The organism is Pseudomonas alloputida, from assembly GCF_021283545.2.
GTDB classification, from domain to species: domain Bacteria; phylum Pseudomonadota; class Gammaproteobacteria; order Pseudomonadales; family Pseudomonadaceae; genus Aquipseudomonas; species Aquipseudomonas alloputida.
This window is the reverse complement of sequence record NZ_CP128540.1, coordinates 1,162,615-1,181,940: the sequence shown is the minus strand read 5'-3', so window position 1 is coordinate 1,181,940 and position 19,326 is coordinate 1,162,615. Positions and strand designations below refer to the sequence as shown.

At 62.4% G+C, this 19,326-nt stretch carries 16 protein-coding genes; 11 read left to right on the top strand and 5 right to left on the bottom strand.

The annotated features are described in order from the left end of the window. Positions 1–123: 123 nt before the first annotated feature. The 4 genes from LU682_RS05375 to edd form a co-directional block, all read right to left on the bottom strand. Positions 124–1,578, bottom strand: coding sequence for an ATP-binding protein (locus LU682_RS05375; protein WP_010952195.1), 1,455 nt, complete (start codon positions 1,576–1,578; stop codon positions 124–126). Then, entirely contained in the window at positions 1,559–2,284 is a 726-nt protein-coding gene (gene gltR, locus LU682_RS05370; protein ID WP_010952194.1) for a two-component system response regulator GltR, read from the bottom strand. The genes LU682_RS05375 and gltR overlap by 20 nt, the downstream gene beginning before the upstream one ends. Before the next feature lie 78 nt (positions 2,285–2,362). After that, positions 2,363–3,322, bottom strand: coding sequence for a glucokinase (locus LU682_RS05365; RefSeq protein WP_010952193.1), 960 nt, complete (start codon positions 3,320–3,322; stop codon positions 2,363–2,365). Beyond that, on the bottom strand, positions 3,319–5,145 hold the full coding sequence (edd, locus tag LU682_RS05360; protein WP_003255057.1) for a phosphogluconate dehydratase: 1,827 nt from the start codon (positions 5,143–5,145) through the stop codon (positions 3,319–3,321). The genes LU682_RS05365 and edd overlap by 4 nt, the downstream gene beginning before the upstream one ends. Positions 5,146–5,409: 264 nt before the next feature. Here edd and gap point away from each other — a divergent pair, with 264 nt between their 5' ends. From gap to LU682_RS05330, 6 genes are all read left to right on the top strand, one after another. Beyond that, positions 5,410–6,411, top strand: coding sequence for a type I glyceraldehyde-3-phosphate dehydrogenase (gene gap, locus LU682_RS05355; RefSeq protein WP_010952192.1), 1,002 nt, complete (start codon positions 5,410–5,412; stop codon positions 6,409–6,411). A gap of 256 nt (positions 6,412–6,667) precedes the next feature. After that, positions 6,668–7,180, top strand: coding sequence for an RNA polymerase sigma factor (locus LU682_RS05350; protein ID WP_003255059.1), 513 nt, complete (start codon positions 6,668–6,670; stop codon positions 7,178–7,180). 89 nt (positions 7,181–7,269) lie between these two features. Continuing rightward, positions 7,270–8,232, top strand: a complete 963-nt coding sequence (locus tag LU682_RS05345) for a FecR family protein (RefSeq protein ID WP_041166852.1) — start codon at positions 7,270–7,272, stop codon at positions 8,230–8,232. Positions 8,233–8,358: 126 nt separating this feature from the next. Continuing rightward, positions 8,359–10,947, top strand: a complete 2,589-nt coding sequence (locus LU682_RS05340) for a TonB-dependent receptor (RefSeq protein ID WP_049588480.1) — start codon at positions 8,359–8,361, stop codon at positions 10,945–10,947. Positions 10,948–11,087: 140 nt separating this feature from the next. Then, the gene (locus LU682_RS05335) at positions 11,088–11,681 is read left to right on the top strand and encodes a biliverdin-producing heme oxygenase (protein WP_010952189.1); all 594 of its coding nucleotides are present in this window, start codon (positions 11,088–11,090) and stop codon (positions 11,679–11,681) included. 54 nt (positions 11,682–11,735) lie between these two features. Continuing rightward, on the top strand, positions 11,736–12,149 hold the full coding sequence (locus LU682_RS05330; RefSeq protein WP_010952188.1) for a YbaN family protein: 414 nt from the start codon (positions 11,736–11,738) through the stop codon (positions 12,147–12,149). Here the strand turns inward: LU682_RS05330 and arcD (LU682_RS05325) are convergent. Further along, positions 12,129–13,556 carry an arginine-ornithine antiporter gene (gene arcD / locus LU682_RS05325; RefSeq protein ID WP_003255067.1) on the bottom strand — a complete coding sequence of 476 codons (1,428 nt, stop codon included), beginning with the start codon at positions 13,554–13,556 and terminating at the stop codon, positions 12,129–12,131. The genes LU682_RS05330 and arcD (LU682_RS05325) overlap by 21 nt on opposite strands. Positions 13,557–13,992: 436 nt before the next feature. Between arcD (LU682_RS05325) and arcD (LU682_RS05320) the strand changes: the two genes are divergently transcribed. The 5 genes from arcD (LU682_RS05320) to LU682_RS05300 all read left to right on the top strand — a co-directional run bounded on the left by arcD (LU682_RS05320) (position 13,993) and on the right by LU682_RS05300 (position 19,306). Further along, positions 13,993–15,420: an arginine-ornithine antiporter gene (arcD, locus tag LU682_RS05320; protein WP_232914906.1), complete on the top strand. Its 1,428-nt coding sequence runs from the start codon at positions 13,993–13,995 to the stop codon at positions 15,418–15,420. Positions 15,421–15,453: 33 nt separating this feature from the next. After that, on the top strand, positions 15,454–16,707 hold the full coding sequence (gene arcA / locus LU682_RS05315; protein WP_010952186.1) for an arginine deiminase: 1,254 nt from the start codon (positions 15,454–15,456) through the stop codon (positions 16,705–16,707). Between the two features lie 69 nt (positions 16,708–16,776). Further along, on the top strand, positions 16,777–17,787 hold the full coding sequence (locus LU682_RS05310; protein WP_010952185.1) for an ornithine carbamoyltransferase: 1,011 nt from the start codon (positions 16,777–16,779) through the stop codon (positions 17,785–17,787). A gap of 164 nt (positions 17,788–17,951) precedes the next feature. Continuing rightward, positions 17,952–18,881, top strand: coding sequence for a carbamate kinase (arcC, locus tag LU682_RS05305; RefSeq protein ID WP_010952184.1), 930 nt, complete (start codon positions 17,952–17,954; stop codon positions 18,879–18,881). A gap of 56 nt (positions 18,882–18,937) precedes the next feature. Then, positions 18,938–19,306 (top strand): DUF5064 family protein, encoded by a 369-nt coding sequence (locus LU682_RS05300; RefSeq protein ID WP_049588478.1) that lies wholly within the window; start codon positions 18,938–18,940, stop codon positions 19,304–19,306. Positions 19,307–19,326: the final 20 nt, after the last annotated feature.

Genomic DNA, 19,326 nt, shown 5'->3' with positions numbered 1-19,326 from the left:
TGACATTTTGGGTGCCTGTGCGGGCCTCTTCGCGGGTGAACCCGCTCCTACGACGCAAACCTGACTCGGTCGTTGTAGGAGCGGGTTCACCCGCGAAGAAGCCCGCACAGGCACCCCAAAAACTCAATCCATACCCCGCGGCAGATACAGGGTCACCCGCAGCCCGCCCTCCCGCAGGTTCAGCAAGCTCACCTCGCCCCCATGGCTATGGGCGATGTTGCGCGCAATGCCCAACCCCAGCCCATACCCCTGCTGCTGCCCGGCCAGCCGGAAATGCGGCTCGAACACCTGTTCCAGCTGCTGCTGCGGCACCCCGGGCCCCTGGTCATCCACCTGCAGCACAAAACCCTCTGCCCCGTCGATGATGCGCAGCCGCGCCCGTTCGCCGTACTTGATGGCGTTGTCGATCAGGTTGCCGATGCAGCGACGCAACGCCAGCGGCTTGCCCGGGTATGGCGCCAGCGCCTGGCCCTCGACGGTGATGCGACCATCGCCCAGGTAAGGCTCGGCCAGAATCTCCAGCACCTGGTTAAGGTCGACCGGCTCGATGTTTTCGTGGATGTCGGTGTCCTTTACGCACTGCAAGGCGCCTTTGACCAGCAACTCCAGCTCGTCCAGGTCCTGGCTGAACTTGGCCTGCAGGCGCTCGTCCTCCAGCAGTTCGACGCGCAGGCGCAGGCGGGTGATCGGCGTGCGCAGGTCGTGGGAAATGGCGCTGAACAGCTGGCTGCGTTCGGTCAGGTAACGGCTGATACGCTCGCGCATGCTGTTGAATGCCCGGCTCACCTCGACCACTTCACTGCCGCCTGCTTCAGCCACTGGCGCCACATCGGCACCCAGCGACATCTCTCGGGCGGCCCGCGCCAGGCGCTTCAGTGGCCAGCTTTGCCAGTGCACCAGCAAGCCGATGAACAGCAACAGCAAGGCCGTGGTCAGCACGATGAAGCCGATCTGCTGGCGCGGCAGGCGTTCGGCTTCCAGCCCCGTGTACGGTTCGGGCAACAGCGAGGCGATGTACAACCATTCGCCCTCGCCCAAGCGGATCTGCGTGACCAGTACCGGGGGTTTCAGCGGCTCCAAGGTCAGCGAATAATGGGCCCATGAGCGCGGCAGCTCGTCGAGTTTGAGGCCGCTGTTGAAGATGCGCAGGTCGTCAGGCCCGACAAACTCCACGGAAATTTCCATCTGCGAACCCAAGCGCTCGTGCAGCACCTGCTGAAACACATCGATCACCGCCTGCTTGCGAGGGGTGACGGGCAGTGCCTGCATGTCCAGCGGCGTGGCGTTGAGCGACACGAAGAAACGCGTGCCGCCCATGCTGCGCAATTGGTCGAGCACCAGCGGCCGGTAGGCCACCGGCAGCGAGCGGAAGTAACTGACGCTGGCACTCATGGAATGCGCCAGGCTGCTGGCGCTGGCACGCAGCCCCTGAAGCTGGCTGGCGCGCAGCTGAGATACCCAGATAATGCTGGACAACCCCTGGGCCAGCAGGACAACCAGCAAGGTCAGCAGCAGCATCCGCCCCAGCAAGGAGCGCGGCAGCAGGCGCCAGCGCCGCTCAGGGCGCACAGCAGACATGTGCCGCCAACAAGTAGCCACTGCCGCGCACCGTGCGGATCAGCCGGGGAGGCTTGTCGGTATCGCGCAGGCGCTGGCGCAGACGGCTGACCGCCATGTCGACGATACGGTCCAACGGCATCGGTTCGCGACCACGGGTGGCGTTGCCGATGGTGTCGCGGTCGAGGATTTGCTGCGGGTGATCGAGGAACAGTTTGAGCAGGGCAAAGTCGGCGCCGGAGAGGATCACCTCCTCTCCATCACGGTGGAACAGGCGGTGGCTGACCGTGTCCAGGCGCCAGTCGTCGAAGGCCAGCACGGCGTTGCCCGGCGCCGTCTGGCCGAACTCGGTGCGACGCAACAAAGCCTTGATTCGCGCTTGCAGTTCGCGGGGGCTGAACGGCTTGCCCAGATAGTCGTCAGCGCCCAGCTCCAGGCCGATGACCCGGTCGGCCTCGTCCGAACTGGCGGTGAGCATGATGATAGGTACGCGCGCCTGGCGAGGGTGCTGGCGTACCCAGCGGCACAAGCTGAAGCCGTCTTCGTCGGGCAACATGACGTCAAGAATGACCAGGTCGCAGGGCGTGGTTTCCAGCGCGTGGCGAAAGCCCTTGCCGTCAGCCTCGGCATGCACCTGGAAGCCGGATCGACTCAGGTAGGTTTGCAGCAGTTCACGGATTTCCTGGTCGTCGTCGACCATCAGGATCGATTTGCCGGCAGTGCTCAAGGTGGTCCTTCCTCTTGTTGATTACAGGTCTTTTTGCCTGCTGTCGGGTATTGCCATCGGGGCCGCAAAGCGCCCCCCTCAGTGATCCAACGCCTGCTGCAACGCTACCCCTGCTCCCTCCAACCCGGAAAACTCCGCCGTCACCAGCCACACCGGCACCCCGGTGAAATAGCCACTCATACACCCCTTGTCGGCAAAACTCGCGGCAAACCCGCTACGCAGGAACAGCTCGGCAAAGCGCGGAATCACACCGCCCACAATATAGACCCCGCCTCGCGCGCCCAGCGTCAGCACATTATTACCCGCCACTCGCCCAAGGAAACGACAGAACTGCTCGACCACCGCCAGCGCCCGTGGCTCCCCGCCCAGCGCGGCATCGGTGATATGCGCCGGGGTCTTGTGCCTGGGCGTGTCGCCGTCCAGCGCACAGATCGCCTGGTACAGCCGCACCAGGCCACCCCCACTGAGCACGGCCTCGGCGCTGACATGACCGATCTGACTGTGGATCTGCTGGTGGATTGCCGCTTCGCGAGCATTGCCTACCGGCAGGTCAACATGCCCGCCTTCACCCGGCAGGGCCTTCCAGAGCTGTTCGCCCAGGCGCAGCAGCGAGCCCACACCCAGGCCAGTACCTGGCCCGATCACCAGTGCCGGCCTCGAGGGGTCGGCCTGGCCGGGGCACACCTCGCGGAACTCGCCTTCGCGCAGACGCGTCATGCCCAGTGCCATTGCGGTGAAATCATTGATCAGCAACAGCCGCTCGACCTGCAAGGTCTTGCAAAATGCCGTGCGACTCAGGCGCCAGTGGTTGTTGGTGAAGCGAAATTCATCGCCATCGACCGGGCCGGCCACCGCCAGGCACACCGCCGCCAGGCCACCGCGGGCGATACCTTGGCTTTCCAGGTAGGCCTCGATGGCCTGCTCCGGGTTGGTGTAGTCCACGGTGGCGAAAACATTTACTTCATGCAGCTGGTTGTCACGCCACAACGCAAAACGGGCATTGGTGCCGCCAATATCACCAACCAGCAGGTGCTTCATTTGAGGTGCTCCAGGGCCGAGGTAAAGGCACTGGCGCCCTGCTCTGCCGGGCTGAACGCCATGCGCATGAAGCCGAACAGCTCGCGCCCACACCCCAGGTCGTTGCCCTGGGGTGCCGGCGGCAGCTCACGGCTGGCCAGTTCTTCGGCCGACACCATGATCCGCAACGTGCCTTCGACTCCGTCGACCCGCACGATATCACCATCGCGCACCCGTGCCAGCGGGCCGCCGTCGTAAGCCTCCGGGCAAACGTGGATGGCCGCGGGGATCTTGCCCGAGGCACCGGACATGCGCCCGTCGGTGACCAACGCAACCTTGTAGCCACGGTCCTGCAATACACCGAGGAACGGGGTGAGCTTGTGCAGTTCCGGCATGCCATTGCAGCGCGGGCCCTGGAAGCGCACCACCGCGACAAAGTCACGCTCCAGCTCACCGGCCTTGAACGCATCGGCCAGCGACTGCTGGTCCTGGAACACCCGCGCCGGGGCCTCGACCACCTGGTGCTCGGGGGCGACGGCAGATACTTTCATCACGCCACGGCCCAGGTTGCCTTCCATCACCCGCAGACCGCCTTCGGCCGAGAATGGTCGCGACACCGGGCGCAGGATGCTTTCGTCCAGGCTGTGTTGCGGCCCTTCGCGCCACACCAGCTTGCCATTGTCGAGGAAGGGTTCCTGGGTGTAGCGGCGCAGGCCATGGCCGGCCACGGTGTTGACATCTTCGTGCAGCAGGCCGGCGTCGAGCAGTTCACGAATCAGGAAGGCCATGCCGCCGGCAGCCTGGAAGTGGTTGATGTCGGCCTTGCCGTTGGGGTAGACGTGCGACAGGGTCGGCACCACTTCGGAGAGGTCGGCCATGTCCTGCCAGGTCAGCTGGATACCCGCAGCCTGGGCGATCGCCGGGATGTGCAGGGTGTGGTTGGTCGAGCCGCCGGTAGCGTGCAGCGCGACGATGGAGTTGACCAGCGCCTTCTCGTCGACGATTTCGCCCAGCGGCATGAAGCTGCCGCTGGCCTTGGTCATGCGCGTCACCTGCTGCGCAGCCTCGGCGGTGAGTGCGTCACGCAGCGGCGTGTACGGGTTGACGAACGAGGCGCCCGGCAGGTGCAGCCCCATCACTTCCATCACCAACTGGTTGGTGTTGGCGGTGCCGTAGAAGGTGCAGGTGCCGGGGCTGTGGTAGGAATTCATCTCGGACTCCAACAGCTCTTCGCGGCTGGCCTTGCCTTCGGCATAGCGCTGGCGCACATCGGCCTTCTGCTTGTTGGAGATGCCGGAAACCATTGGCCCACCCGGGACGAAGATGGTCGGCAGGTGGCCGAAGCGCAACGCGCCCATCATCAGGCCGGGGACGATCTTGTCGCAGATGCCCAGCATGAGTGCCGCGTCGAACATGTTGTGCGACAGCGCTACCGCCGTGGACATCGCGATCACTTCACGGCTGGCGATCGCCAGCTCCATGCCCGGCTCGCCCTGGGTCACCCCATCGCACATGGCCGGCACGCCACCGGCGAACTGGCCGACCGAGCCGACCTCGCGCAGGGCCTGCTTGATCTGCTCGGGGAAGTGCAAGTAAGGCTGGTGGGCAGACAACATGTCGTTGTAGGCCGAGACGATGGCCACGTTGGCCGCGTTCATCAGGCGCAGAGTCTGCTTGTCTTCGCTGCCGCAACCGGCCACGCCGTGGGCGAAGTTGGCGCACTGCAGGCTGGCACGCATGGGGCCTTCACTGGCCGCGCCGCGAATCAGTTGCAGGTAGCGTTCGCGGGTGGCGCGGCTGCGTTCGACCAGCCGCTGGGTGACCTCAAGGATGCGCGGATGCATGTACTGGACTCCAGGCTAATTGTAAGGGCGGTTTACCGAGCATTTCCCCTCCAAACGATTGCGGCCTAGGCTCATGGTTAGGAGCCCGCTGCATCGGTGGAGGCACGACACCCAACCACTCGTTGTATATTTAAACAAAATACTGCCACTAAAAAGGCTTGTTTTCTATCAGCCAGTGAATAATCTTGTAATTCCAACAACAAAACCGTTTCAGTGAAGCTCCTTTGTGCCACAGGTTTCACTCGAACTGCCAGAGGTACTGCCATGACCCTTCGCATCGCCATCAATGGATTCGGCCGAATCGGGCGCAATGTCCTGCGCGCACTGTATACCCAAGGCTACCGCCAGGACCTGCAGGTCGTCGCCATCAACGACCTGGGCGACAGCACCATGAATGCCCACCTGCTCAAGTACGACAGTGTCCACGGCACCTTCGACGCGACCGTCGAGGCCGACCACGAAAGCCTGACGGTCAACGGTGACCGTATCGCGGTCAGTGCCATTCGCAATCCGGCCGAACTGCCCTGGAAGGCCGAGGCGATCGACGTGGTGTTCGAGTGCACCGGGCTGTTCACCGACCGCGCCAAAGCCGCTGCGCACCTGGCCGCCGGGGCGGGCAAGGTGATTGTCTCGGCGCCGGCCAAGGGTGCCGATGCCACCGTGGTATACGGGGTCAACCACGACATCCTGCGCGCCTCGCACCAGATCATTTCCAATGCCTCCTGCACCACCAACTGCCTGGCGCCGATCGCCCAGGTGCTGCACCGTGAGTTCGGCATCGAGCAAGGCCTGATGACCACCATCCACGCCTACACCAACGACCAGGTGCTGACTGACGTTTACCACAGCGACCCGTACCGCGCGCGTTCAGCCACCCAGTCGATGATCCCGAGCAAGACCGGTGCCGCCGAGGCCGTGGGCCTGGTGCTGCCGGAGCTGGCCGGCAAGCTGACCGGCATGGCGGTGCGGGTGCCCGTCATCAACGTGTCGTTGGTGGACCTCACCGTCAACCTCAAGCGCGAGGCCACGGCCGAGCAAGTGAACCAGCTGTTCCTCGAGGCCAGCAAGCATTCCAAGGTATTGGGCTACAACGCTCTGCCATTGGTTTCCTGCGATTTCAACCACAACCCGCTGTCGTCGATCTTCGATGCCAACCATACCCGGGCCAACGGGCGGATGCTCAAGGTGCTGGCCTGGTATGACAACGAGTGGGGGTTCAGCAACCGGATGCTGGACAACTGCCTGGCGCTGCACCGGGCTGGCTGACGCGACCCGTGTGGGAGCGGCCTTGCCCGCGAAGCCAACACCGTGGTGGATGGCACGGGCTTCGCCCGTGTTCGCGGGCAAGCCCGCTCCCCCAGGGATCGCGCCAGCTTTTAGAAATTGAGCAAGACAGTTGCTCCCAAAAAAAGCAAACGGCATCCAGTGACTACAATCTTTACCTTTTCCTGATAATTCCACACTTGACCTGCCGCACGGATGATAAGCATTATCATTAACCTTTCGTCGGCCAGGTCCCCCCGTGAGTCAGTCCCGGTTCAATTCCGTCTTCCTCGTTCAGCGCCTCACCCTGCTGCGTACCCTGCAGCGCATGGTCGGTAACCCCAGCACGGCCGAAGACCTGCTGCAGGAAACCTACCTGCGGGTGTCCCGCGCGCTGGGCGAGCGGCCCATCGAGCACATCGAGCCGTTCGTGTTTCAGACCGCGCGCAACCTGGCGCTGGACCACCTGCGTGCACGCCGGGTGCAGGCACGCATGCTGGTCGACGACGTGCCCGACGAAGTGCTGCACAGTGTCGCCGCGCCAGCCACCAGCAGCGAGGATGCCGCCCACGCCGAGCAGTTGCTCAAGCACCTCAGCGTCAGCCTCAATCAACTGAGCGAACGCCAACAACGCATTTTCATCCTCAGCCGCCTGCATGGCGCCACCTATCTGGAAATCGCCGAACAACTGAGTGTTTCGCCCAGCACGGTACAAAAGGAACTGAAACTGATCATGGCAATCTGCATGGGTGTTGCCGAACGACTCAAGTGAGCTGCCCCCAGGCGAACGGCAACGCAAAGCCCTTGCCACACCCCGCCTTAGCCTTGATCATTCGCAAAAAAACCATTCAAGGATTCACCGTGACCGACAGCCCTGCCCCTCGCCCGTCACCTGCCAGGCCTGATGCCCGTGCTCGTGCCATGGACGAGGCGCTGGACTGGCTGGTGCGCCTGCAATGCGCAGATGCCGCAGACACCCAGGCCTTTGAAGCCTGGCTGAGCGCCGCGCCCGAAAACGCCGAGGCCTATGTCGAAGCCGAGGCGCTGTGGAACGGTACGCCGTTGCACAAGGTGGCCACGCACATGCACCAGCAGCAACGCAGGTCATGGCGCGGGCGCCTGCGCAGTCACTGGAAACCCCTGGCCACCGCAGCGCTGCTGCTGGTCGGGCTATTCACCGTCGGTAACCTGCCCATGCGCCTGCAGGCCGACCACCTTACGGTGGTCGGCGAGCGCCAGCGCCTGCAACTGGAAGACGGCGCAAAAGTGCTGCTCAACACCAATTCGGCATTCGCCAGCGAACGCCAGGACGGCCGCCAGGTCGCCCGCCTGCTACAGGGCGAGGCTTACTTCCAGGTCCCCGAGGGCGCGCAGCTGCCGCTGGAAGTGGAAGCCGGGCCGTTGCGCGCACAGGTGCGCGACACCGACTTTGCCGTGCGCTACCTTGACGGCGAGGCCCAGGTACGGGTGCAACGCGGCGATGTCGACCTGCAGGGGGAGCGCGACCAGCGCATCCGCCTGAGTGCCGGCGACAGCATCAGCGTCGGCCCCCAAGGCTTTGGCCAGCGCCAGCGCCCCGACATGCACAAGGACCTGGCCTGGATCGACGGCCGCCTGGTGTTCGAGAACTGCCCGTTGAGCCAAGTGCTGGCCGAAGTACAGCGCTACTACCCGGGCTGGATCATCAACCGCAATGCGCAGTTGGAGCACGTTGCCGTCACCGGTAACTACCGCCTCGACCAGCCACTGGAAACCCTGCGCGCACTGGCCCACATCACCTCGGCACAACTGCATGAGTACCCAGCGCTGGTCATCCTGAACTGACCCCTGAATTATTTTTACGCGATCGCACTCGGCCGCCCGTCTCGTTATAGCCAATGCAACTGATTCTTGTTTGAGAACGAGAACAGCCATCACCTATAACAGCCCGCGCGTCTGGGAGCGCTTCCGATGTCCACTGGTCCTACCCGCTCGTCCAACCTTCCCCGCCGTACAGGACAACTGTCCCTGTTGACCCTTGCCCTGCTCGCCAGCGGCGCCTGCAGCCTGCCGGCGCTGGCCGCCGAGCCGGCCCAGGCCAGCAGCCCGCGCATGGGCGACTACCGCTTCAGCATCGGCCAGCAGCCGCTGGTGTCGGCGATCAACGCCTTCAGCCAGGTCACCGGCTGGCAGGTCGGCTTCAGCGCCGAGCTGGCCGACGGCGTGGCTTCGCCAGGCGTACAAGGTTCGCTGCCGCCAGATGCTGCCCTCAAGCGCCTGTTGCGGGGCACCGGGCTGAGCTTTCGCAAGATCAGCAACGGCAATGTGGTACTGGAGCGCCAAACCGCAAGCAACGTGATCGCCCTGCAGCAGGTGACCGTCAGCGCCACCCGCAGCGCACAGGACGTCAGCCAGGTGCCGAGCACTGTCAGCGTGCAGACCCGTGAGCAACTGGACCGGCAGAACGTGAACAATATCCAGGATCTGGTGCGCTACGAGCCGGGGGTTTCGGTATCCGGAACCGGCCAACGCAGCGGGCTGAACGGCTACAACATCCGTGGTATCGACGGCGAGCGGATCCTCACCCAAGTCGACGGCGTGTCGATCCCCGACAGCTTCTTCTACGGCCCTTACGCCCAGACCCAGCGCAACTACGTCGACCCGGAAATCGTCAAGCGTGTGGAAATCCTCCGCGGCCCGGCCTCGGTGTTGTATGGCAGCAACGCCATCGGCGGTGCGGTGAGCTACTTCACCCTCGACCCGGACGACATCATCAAGCCCGGTAAAGATGTGGGGGCACGCCTGAAAACCGGCTACAGCTCGGCCGACGAAAGCTGGCTGACCTCCGCCACCGTCGCCGGCCGCCAGGGTGACTTCGACGGCCTGCTGCACCTGAGCCAGCGCAACGGCCACGAGACCGAAACCCACGGCAGCCACAGTGGCGACGGCCTGTCGCGCACCGAAGCCAACCCGATGGATGCGCGCACCACCAACGTGCTGGCCAAGCTGGGCTGGAACTACGCCGACGACGCACGCCTGGGGTTCACCTACGAGCGCTACAAGGATGACCGTGACCAGAACATCCTCAGCGCGGTGGGTGGGCCGTTCATTCCGGGCTTCGGTGGCATGAACTCGTACCGCATGCGCCAAGGCAACGACACGATCACCCGTGAACGCTTCGGCCTCAATCATGAATTCGACCTCGATAGCGTGGTCGCGGATCACGTCAAATGGAGTTTCAACTACCAGATCGCGAAGACCGACCAACGTACCGATGAGCTGTATGTCGCCTCGGGACGCCAAGTGTTTCGGGACCGGCAGACTACCTACAAGGATCGCCAGTGGGTATTCGACGCCCAATTGGACAAGGCCTTCAGCATTGGCCAAACCGACCACCTGTTTACCTACGGCACCACACTCAAACAGGAGAAAGTCACGGGTTCACGTAGCGGCACCGGCACTTGCCTGAACATCGGTGGTACCTGTACAGCCATCGGACAGGACAGCGCGCGTGACGGGCAGGCCTTGGTCAGCGACTTCCCGGACCCGACCGTGAATACCTACAGCCTGTTCGCGCAGGATGAAATCCGCTGGAACAACTGGACCTTCATGCCCGGCGCGCGCTACGACTACACCCGCATGGAGCCCAAATTCACGGAGGAATTCCTGCGCGGTCTGGAGTCCAGCGGTACGGCGCCTACCGCCCAGGACGATTCGGACAAGAAGTGGCACCGCGTCTCGCCCAAGTTCGGCCTGACCTACGCCTTCAACGACAATTACACCTGGTACGGCCAGTATGCAGAGGGCTTCCGCACGCCGACCGCCAAAGCCATGTATGGCCGCTTCCAGAACCTGGACCAAGGCTACCGCGTGGAGGGCAACCCTAACCTTGAGCCTGAAAAGAGCAAAAGCTACGAAACCGGCCTGCGTGGCAACTTCGACGCCGGCAACTTCGACGTGGCAGTGTTCTACAACAAGTACCGTGATTTCATCGACGAAGATGCCGTGCAAAGCGCCAACCTGGAACAGACCTTCCAGGCCAACAACATCAAGCACGCCACGATCAAGGGTGCCGAATTCAAGGGCCGCCTGAACCTCGACCACTTCGGCGCACCGCAGGGTCTCTATACCCAAACTTCGATTGCCTACACCTATGGTCGTAACGATGACACCGGTCAGCCGCTGAACAGTGTCAACCCGCTCAAAGGCGTATTCGGCCTGGGCTACGAGCAACAGAACTACGGTGGCTTGCTGAGCTGGACGCTGGTCAAGCGCAAGACCCGTGTCGACGACAGCACCTTCTATTCGCCTGACGGTTCTACCTCGAAGTTCCGCACCCCGGGCTACGGTGTGCTGGACCTGACCGGTTACTACAAGGTCACCGACGACGTCACCATCAATGCCGGGCTGTACAACCTTACCGACAAGAAATACTGGCAGTGGGATTCGGTGCGCAGCTACGACGGCCAGGGTGAGGCGGCTGTGACCCAGCCAGCCAACATCGACCGCCTGACCATGCCGGGGCGCAACTTCGGTATCAATGTGGTTTGGGATATCTGAGGCGTTACGTCTGTACCGGCCTCTTTGCGGGCACGCCCGCGAAGAGGCCGGTACTGGCAACGCAAATACCGGCTTTTTTTACTGTCTCGCTCCCGCTGTTTCGTCTTGTATCTAGACGCCCTCTTTCCAAGGACTCCCCCATGACCGACCGCCCAGCCCTGCGCTCCCAGCGCCTGAACCAGATCACCCACGCCCCGCACGCCGAGCTGGATGCCCTGGTGAAATCCCACGCGCCTTTCGACAGCCGCGAAAGTTTCGCCCGCTTCGTCGTCGCACAGTACCTATTCCAGTCCGAGCTGCAGGCCCTGTACAACGACCCTCAGCTGATCGCAATCGTCCCTGATCTGGCTGAGCGCTGCCGTGCCGAGCAGGCCCGCCTTGACCTTGCCGACCTCGACACCGAAGTACCGGCCGCCGTACCGGGTGCCGTGGGCAAGCCGAGCCTGGGCGAGGCAATGGGCTGGATCTTCGTCTCCGAAGGCTCCAAACTGGGCGCTGCGTTTCTGATCAAGCGTGCCGTGGCCCTGGAACTGTCCGACAGCTTCGGCGCCCGTCACCTGGGGGAGCCCGCCGGTGGCCGTGCCGAAGGCTGGAAGCAGTTCACCCGCATCCTCGATGGCCTGGCGCTCTCGCCTGAAGAGGAAGCGGCTGCCGAACGCGGTGCAGTGGCCGCCTTCGAGCGCTTCACCCAGTTGCTCAAGCACGCCTACGCTGCGGATGCCGCGCTGGTCTGATACGCCGTAGCCGGCCACCCCTCCGGTGGCCGAACCGTTTTATGCAGTGAGAACATGACCCTACCAGCCCGCTCGAAACTCGCCCGCCTGTCGTATGGAATCCTGGCCTACGTGAGCCTCGGGGTGGGCCTGGTCGCCATTGTGATTCCCGGCTTGCCGACCACCGAGTTCATCCTGCTGGCCGCCTGGGCCGCCACACGCAGTTCACCGCGCCTGTCGGCATGGCTGGAGAACCACCGGCTGTTCGGGCCAATTCTGCATAACTGGCGCAACGGCAAGGTGATCCAGCGCCGGGCCAAGGTCAGCGCAACCATCAGCATGCTGCTGTGCGCGGGCCTGATGCTGACCTTTCTGGAACATCACTGGCCGGTATTCCTGGCAATCGCCGGCATGACCCTGGGCAACCTGTGGATCTGGTCACGCCCGGAACATGCCTGCCCTGCCCCGTCACAAGCTCAGCAGCCCTGAATACAAGGCGTAGGCCGCCAGCGCGGCACCCACCAGCACGGCGGCGAAAATCAGCTTTTCCCAGGCCGTGAACAACGTCTGCCCCTGCTCATGCTTGGCCCTCGCGAACAAGATGACGCCGGGGGCGTACAGCAGCGCCGAAAGCAGCAGGTACTTGAGCCCGCCGGCATACAGCAGCCACACGGCATACAGCAGGGCAACCAGCGCCACCAGCAAGTCCTTGCGCCGCAACCTCGGCTGCCCGGCATAGGTTTCTGCGCGCATCGCCAGCAGCACGGCATAGGCCGCAGACCACAGGTAGGGCACCAGGATCATTGACGAGGCCAGGTAGATCAGACTGGTGTACGTACCGGCGGAGAACAGCGTAATCAGCAGGAAACCCTGAATCATGCAGTTGGTCAGCCACAGGGCGTTAGCCGGCACATGGTTGGCGTTTTCCTTGGCCAGAAAGCGCGGCATGGTCTTGTCCCGCGCCGTGGCGTAAAGGATTTCGGCACACAGCAGCGCCCATGAAAGCAAGGCGCCAAGCAGCGAGACCGCCAGGCCGAGGCTGATCAGCAAGGCGCCCCAGGGGCCGACGATATGCTCCAGCACCGAGGCCAGCGAGGGGTTCTGCAGCCCGGCCAGTTCCGGTTGGGTCATGATGCCCAGCGACAACACGTTGACCAGCACCAGCAGCGCCAGCACACCCAGAAAACCGATGACCGTGGCCTTGCCCACGTCTGACCGACGCTGGGCGCGCCCGGAATACACACTGGCGCCCTCGATGCCGATGAACACGAACACGGTCACCAGCATCATGTTGCGCACCTGCTCCAGCACGCTGCCGAATTGTGGGTTGCTCAAGCCCCAGATATCCCGGGTGAAGATATCGGCGCGGAAGGCGAATGCAGCGATCACCACGAAAATCAGCAAAGGCACCACTTTGGCGACGGTGGTGACCTGGTTGATGAAGGCCGCCTCCTTGATACCGCGCAGCACCAGAAAATGTACCGACCACAGCAGCAGCGATGCACAACCGATGGCGATGGGTGTGTTGCCTTCGCCGAACACCGGGAAGTAGAAGCCCAGGGTGCTGAACAGCAGCACGAAATAGCCGACGTTGCCCAGCCAGGCGCTGATCCAGTAGCCCCAGGCCGAGGAAAAGCCCATGTACTCGCCAAAGCCGGCCTTGGCGTAGGCATATACCCCCGAGTCCAGTTCCGGCTTGCGGTTGGCCAGGGTCTGGAACACGAAGGCCAGGGCCAACATGCCGACCGCGGTGATCCCCCAGCCGATCAGCACTGCGCCCACATCAGCACGCGCGGCCATGTTCTGCGGCAGCGAGAAGATCCCGCCGCCAATCATCGACCCGACCACCAGCGCGATCAGCGCGCCCAGGCGCAGCTTCTGTCCCGGTTCGCTCATGAGCCTCCCTTTCTTCGAGCCCTGTCATGCGTTTGAAACAGCCTTGCGGGCTATATGAATATCGTTACTTATACTAAAGCTGTGCGTTCAACCTATATCACTCATAACTGCTTTGTCTATGTGCCTGCTCTCTCAAAACTAGCAGCAGTCCGGCAACTAGAAAAGAAACGGATAAAACTCGAAATTCTTGTGGAAAATTTGCGAAAGCGGCAAAAGCAGCTAGTTTCAAGCATCGCAGGCTGAACAGAGCGTTTGCTCTAGAAGGACATGGAGGTGCCAGTACGCAAGGCCTGCAGCTCAAGCTGTCGGCACTCTCCAGGAGCACCCGTGAAGGAAATTTCCTACCTTCACGGCGCCTTAAACTGACATAAGTCAGCTCAAGGCAAAGGCGTCGGATCTATTCTGTCGTCAACTTTCTCCTGGCAGGAGTTGTTAAATGTCTGATTCATCCGGAAAACTAAAGCTCGGCGCGTTAGTTGCACTTGTCGTCGGCTCGATGATTGGCGGCGGTATCTTCTCGCTGCCACAAAACATGGCCGCCAGCGCAGGGGTTGGGGCCGTACTGATCGGCTGGGCGATCACCGCAGTCGGCATGCTGACCCTGGCCTTCGTGTTCCAGACCCTGGCCAACCGCAAGCCCGACCTGGATGGTGGGGTGTATGCGTATGCCAAGGCTGGCTTCGGCGACTATATGGGCTTTTCCTCAGCCTGGGGCTACTGGATCAGTGCCTGGCTGGGCAACGTCGGCTACTTCGTGCTGCTGTTCAGCACCCTGGGCTACTTCTTCCCGATCTTCGGTGAAGGCAACACCCCAGCCGCCATAATTGGCGCGTCGATCCTGTTGTGGGCGGTGCACTTCCTGGTACTGCGCGGCATCAAGGAAGCCGCCTTCATCAACTTGGTCACCACTGTGGCCAAAGTGGTGCCGCTGGTGCTGTTCGCCCTGATCTGCCTGTTCGCCTTCAGGCTCGACATCTTCACCGCCGATATCTGGGCCATGGGCACGCCAGAGCTTGGCAGTGTCATGAACCAGGTGCGCAACATGATGCTGGTCACCGTGTGGGTGTTCATCGGCATCGAGGGCGCGAGCATCTTCTCGGCGCGGGCGGAAAAACGCACCGACGTGGGCAAGGCAACGGTGATCGGCTTCGTGACCGTGCTGCTGTTCCTGGTGTTGGTCAACGTGCTGTCGCTGGGCATCATGACTCAGCCGGAACTGGCCAAGCTGCAGAACCCGTCGATGGCTGCCGTGCTGGAGCATGTGGTCGGCCACTGGGGGGCGGTGCTGATCAGCGTCGGCATGGTCATCTCGCTGCTCGGGGCGCTGCTGTCGTGGGTGCTGCTGTGCGCCGAGATCATGTTCGCCGCAGCCAAGGACCACACCATGCCGGAGTTCCTGCGCCGCGAGAACGCCAAACAGGTACCGGCCAACGCCCTGTGGCTGACCAACGCCATGGTGCAGATCTTTCTGGTCATCACGCTGTTCTCAAGCAGCACCTACCTGTCTCTGATCTACCTCGCCACCTCGATGATCCTGGTGCCCTACCTGTGGTCGGCAGCCTATGCGTTCCTGCTGGCACTGCGCAGCGAAACCTACGAACAAGCCCTGGCCGAACGCAAGAAGGACCTGATCATCGGTGGCATCGCCCTGTTGTACGCCATCTGGCTGCTGTACGCCGGCGGCGTGAAATACCTGCTGCTCTCTGCCCTGCTCTACGCACCTGGCGCCATCCTGTTCGCCAAGGCCAAGCGTGAGGTGGGCAAACCGGTCTTCACCAACGTGGAAAAACTGATCTTCGCAGCCGTGGTCATTGGCGCCCTGGTGGCAGCCTATGGCCTGTATGACGGCTTCCTGACCCTTTGACCCACGTCTTCGATCAATTGGAGGAATGAAACCATGTCCGCTGAAAAACAGAAGTACGGTGTCCACTCCGAAGCCGGCAAACTGCGCAAAGTGATGGTTTGCGCCCCGGGCCTGGCGCACAAGCGCCTGACGCCGAGCAACTGTGACGAACTGCTGTTCGACGACGTGATCTGGGTCGACCAGGCCAAGCGTGACCATTTCGACTTCGTCACCAAGATGCGCGAGCGTGGCGTGGATGTGCTGGAGATGCACAACCTGCTGACCGATATCGTGCAGAACAAAGAGGCGCTCAAGTGGATCCTCGACCGCAAGATCACCCCTGACACCGTCGGCGTAGGCCTGACCAACGAAGTGCGTAGCTGGCTCGAAGGCCTGGAGCCACGCCACCTGGCCGAATTCCTGATCGGCGGCGTGGCGGGCCAGGACCTGCCGCAAAGCGAAGGCGCCGATGTCGTGAAGATGTACAACGACTACCTGGGCCACTCCAGCTTCATCCTGCCACCACTGCCCAACACCCAGTTCACGCGCGACACCACCTGCTGGATCTACGGCGGCGTGACGTTGAACCCGATGTACTGGCCGGCGCGTCGCCAGGAAACGCTTTTGACCACCGCCATCTACAAGTTCCACAAGGAGTTCACCGAGGCCGACTTCCAGGTGTGGTATGGCGACCCGGACAAGGACCATGGCAATGCCACGCTCGAAGGCGGTGATGTGATGCCGATCGGCAATGGCATCGTGCTCATCGGTATGGGTGAGCGCACCTCGCGCCAGGCCATCGGCCAGCTCGCGCAAAACCTGTTTGCCAAGGGCGCCGTCAAGGAAGTGATCGTCGCCGGCCTGCCAAAGTCCCGCGCCGCCATGCACCTGGACACTGTCTTCAGCTTCTGCGACCGCGACCTGGTTACGGTCTTCCCGGAAGTGGTGAAAGAGATTGTGCCATTCATCATCCGCCCGGACGAAAGCAAGCCTTACGGAATGGATGTACGCCGCATCAACAAGTCGTTCATCGAAGTGGTGGGCGAGCAACTGGGCGTGCAGCTGCGCGTGGTCGAGACCGGCGGCAACAGCTTCGCCGCCGAGCGCGAACAGTGGGATGACGGTAACAACGTGGTGGCCATCGAGCCGGGCGTGGTCATTGGCTACGACCGCAACACCTACACCAACACCCTGCTGCGCAAGGCCGGCATCGAGGTCATCACCATCAGCGCCGGCGAACTGGGCCGGGGCCGTGGCGGCGGCCACTGCATGACCTGCCCTATCGTGCGCGACCCGATCAACTACTAACGACCATTACGCCCGGCCGCACCCATGAAGTGGCGGCCGGGACATCACCGAACTCAAGGAGAAACTGTCATGGCGTTCAACATTCACAACCGCAACTTGCTCAGCCTGGAACACCACACCACCCGTGAGTTGCGCTACCTGCTGGACCTGTCCCGCGACCTCAAGCGCGCCAAGTACACGGGCACCGAGCAGCAGCACCTGAAGGGCAACAACATCGCCCTGATCTTCGAAAAAACCTCCACCCGTACCCGTTGTGCCTTCGAAGTCGCAGCCTATGACCAAGGCGCCAACGTCACCTACATCGACCCCAACTCCTCGCAGATCGGCCACAAGGAAAGCATGAAGGACACCGCCCGTGTGCTCGGGCGCATGTATGACGCCATCGAGTACCGTGGCTTCAAGCAGGAAATCGTCGAAGAGCTGGCCAAGTTCGCCGGCGTACCGGTGTTCAACGGCCTGACCGACGAATACCACCCGACCCAGATGATCGCCGACGTGCTGACCATGCGTGAGCACAGCGACAAGCCGCTGCACGACATCAGCTACGCCTACCTGGGCGATGCCCGCAACAACATGGGCAACTCGCTGCTGCTGATCGGCGCCAAGCTGGGCATGGATGTGCGCATCGCCGCGCCCAAGGCACTGTGGCCACATGACGACCTGGTCGAGCGCTGCAAGCAGTACGCTGAAGAAAGCGGCGCACGCATTACCCTCACCGAAGACCCGAAAGCCGCGGTCAAGGGTGTCGACTTTGTGCATACCGACGTGTGGGTATCGATGGGCGAGCCGATCGAAGCCTGGGGTGAGCGCATCAAGCAGCTCAAGCCTTATCAGGTGAATGCCGAACTGATGAAGTCCACCGGTAACCCACGGACCAAGTTCATGCACTGCCTGCCGGCATTCCACAACTCCGAAACCAAGGTAGGCAAGCAGATCGCCGAACAATACCCGGACCTGGCCAACGGCATCGAAGTGACCGATGACGTGTTCGAGTCGCCAGCGTGCATCGCCTTCGAGCAGGCGGAAAACCGCATGCACACGATCAAGGCGATCCTGGTATCGACCCTGGCTGATCTATAAGTAGCCCGCAGTCCCTGTGGGAGCGGGCGTGCCCGCGAAGGCGTCAGCCGCATCATCGATGATGTCAGGTCTGGCCTCTTCGCGGGCATGCCCGCTCCCACAGCGAACTCCGCAGCTTCCGTGCAGCGACAGTCCATTCATTCTTTCGCTAAAGGACATTCCACATGCGTATCGTTGTTGCATTGGGCGGCAACGCCCTGCTTCGTCGCGGCGAGCCCATGACCGCTGACAACCAGCGCGCCAATATCCGCACCGCCACCGAACAGATCGCCAAGATTCACCCTGGCAACGAGCTGGTCATCGCCCACGGCAACGGCCCGCAAGTGGGTCTGCTGTCGCTTCAGGCCCTGTCGTACAAGCCAGACGAGGCCTACCCGCTGGACGTGCTGGGTGCCGAGACCGAGGGCATGATCGGTTACATGATCGAACAGGAACTGGGCAACCTGCTGGCCTTCGAGGTGCCGTTCGCCACCTTGCTCACCCAAGTGGAAGTGGACGCCAACGACCCTGCCTTCAAGGACCCGACCAAGTTCATCGGCCCGGTCTACAGCAAGGAAGAGGCCGAGCGCCTGGCCAAGGAAAAGGGCTGGGTGGTCAAGGCCGACGGCGACAAGTACCGCCGCGTGGTAGCCAGCCCGAAACCCAAGCGCATCTTCGAAATTCGCCCGATCAAGTGGCTGCTGGAAAAAAGCAGCATCGTGATTTGCGCAGGCGGTGGCGGCATCCCCACCATGTACGATGAAAACCGCAAGCTCAAAGGCATCGAGGCGGTGATCGACAAAGACCTGTGCTCGGCGCTGCTGGCCGAGCAATTGGAAGCCGACCTTCTGATTATCGCCACCGACGTCGATGCAGCCTACATTGACTGGGGCAAGCCGACGCGGAAGGCCATCGCCCAGGCCCACCCGGACGCGTTGGAAACGCTGGGGTTTGCCGCCGGCTCCATGGGGCCGAAGGTGCAGGCCGCCTGCGACTTTGCCCGCAACACCGGCAAGGTGGCGGTGATCAGTTCGCTGGAGAACATCGAAGACATCGTCAAAGGCAAAGCCGGCACTCGGGTTTCCACCGAGAAGCCGGGGATCAGCTACCGTTGAATGCAGTCGGCGGGCTTACGCGGCCCGCCATTTTCGACCTTCCAAAGGAGATAGCCATGGCCCAGTATCACTCCGGTCATGTACACATCGAGCGCACTGCGCTGAACAACGCCGACCACAGCTATGACCTGAACATCGAGTACGAGGCCGTGGCGGACCCCAAGGAAGGCAGAGGTATTCAGTTTCACATGCATGGCAGCATCGAAGGCAAGCCGGTGGAAGAAAAGTTCTTCCTGGCCAAGGACCAGGTCTTGCCCAGCTTCCTCATGCTACTGACCCGCAAGGCGCAGTCATATCTGGCGCCGCCGAAGAAATTCGAGACCCTGAGTTCGCCGCACAAGCTCTATGACCATATGTTCGCGGACATTCGCGAAAAGCTCGATGTGAAATCGGGCGACCCGATCAAACCTGAACATCTGGAGTGACCCTTTTCGCGAGCAAGCCC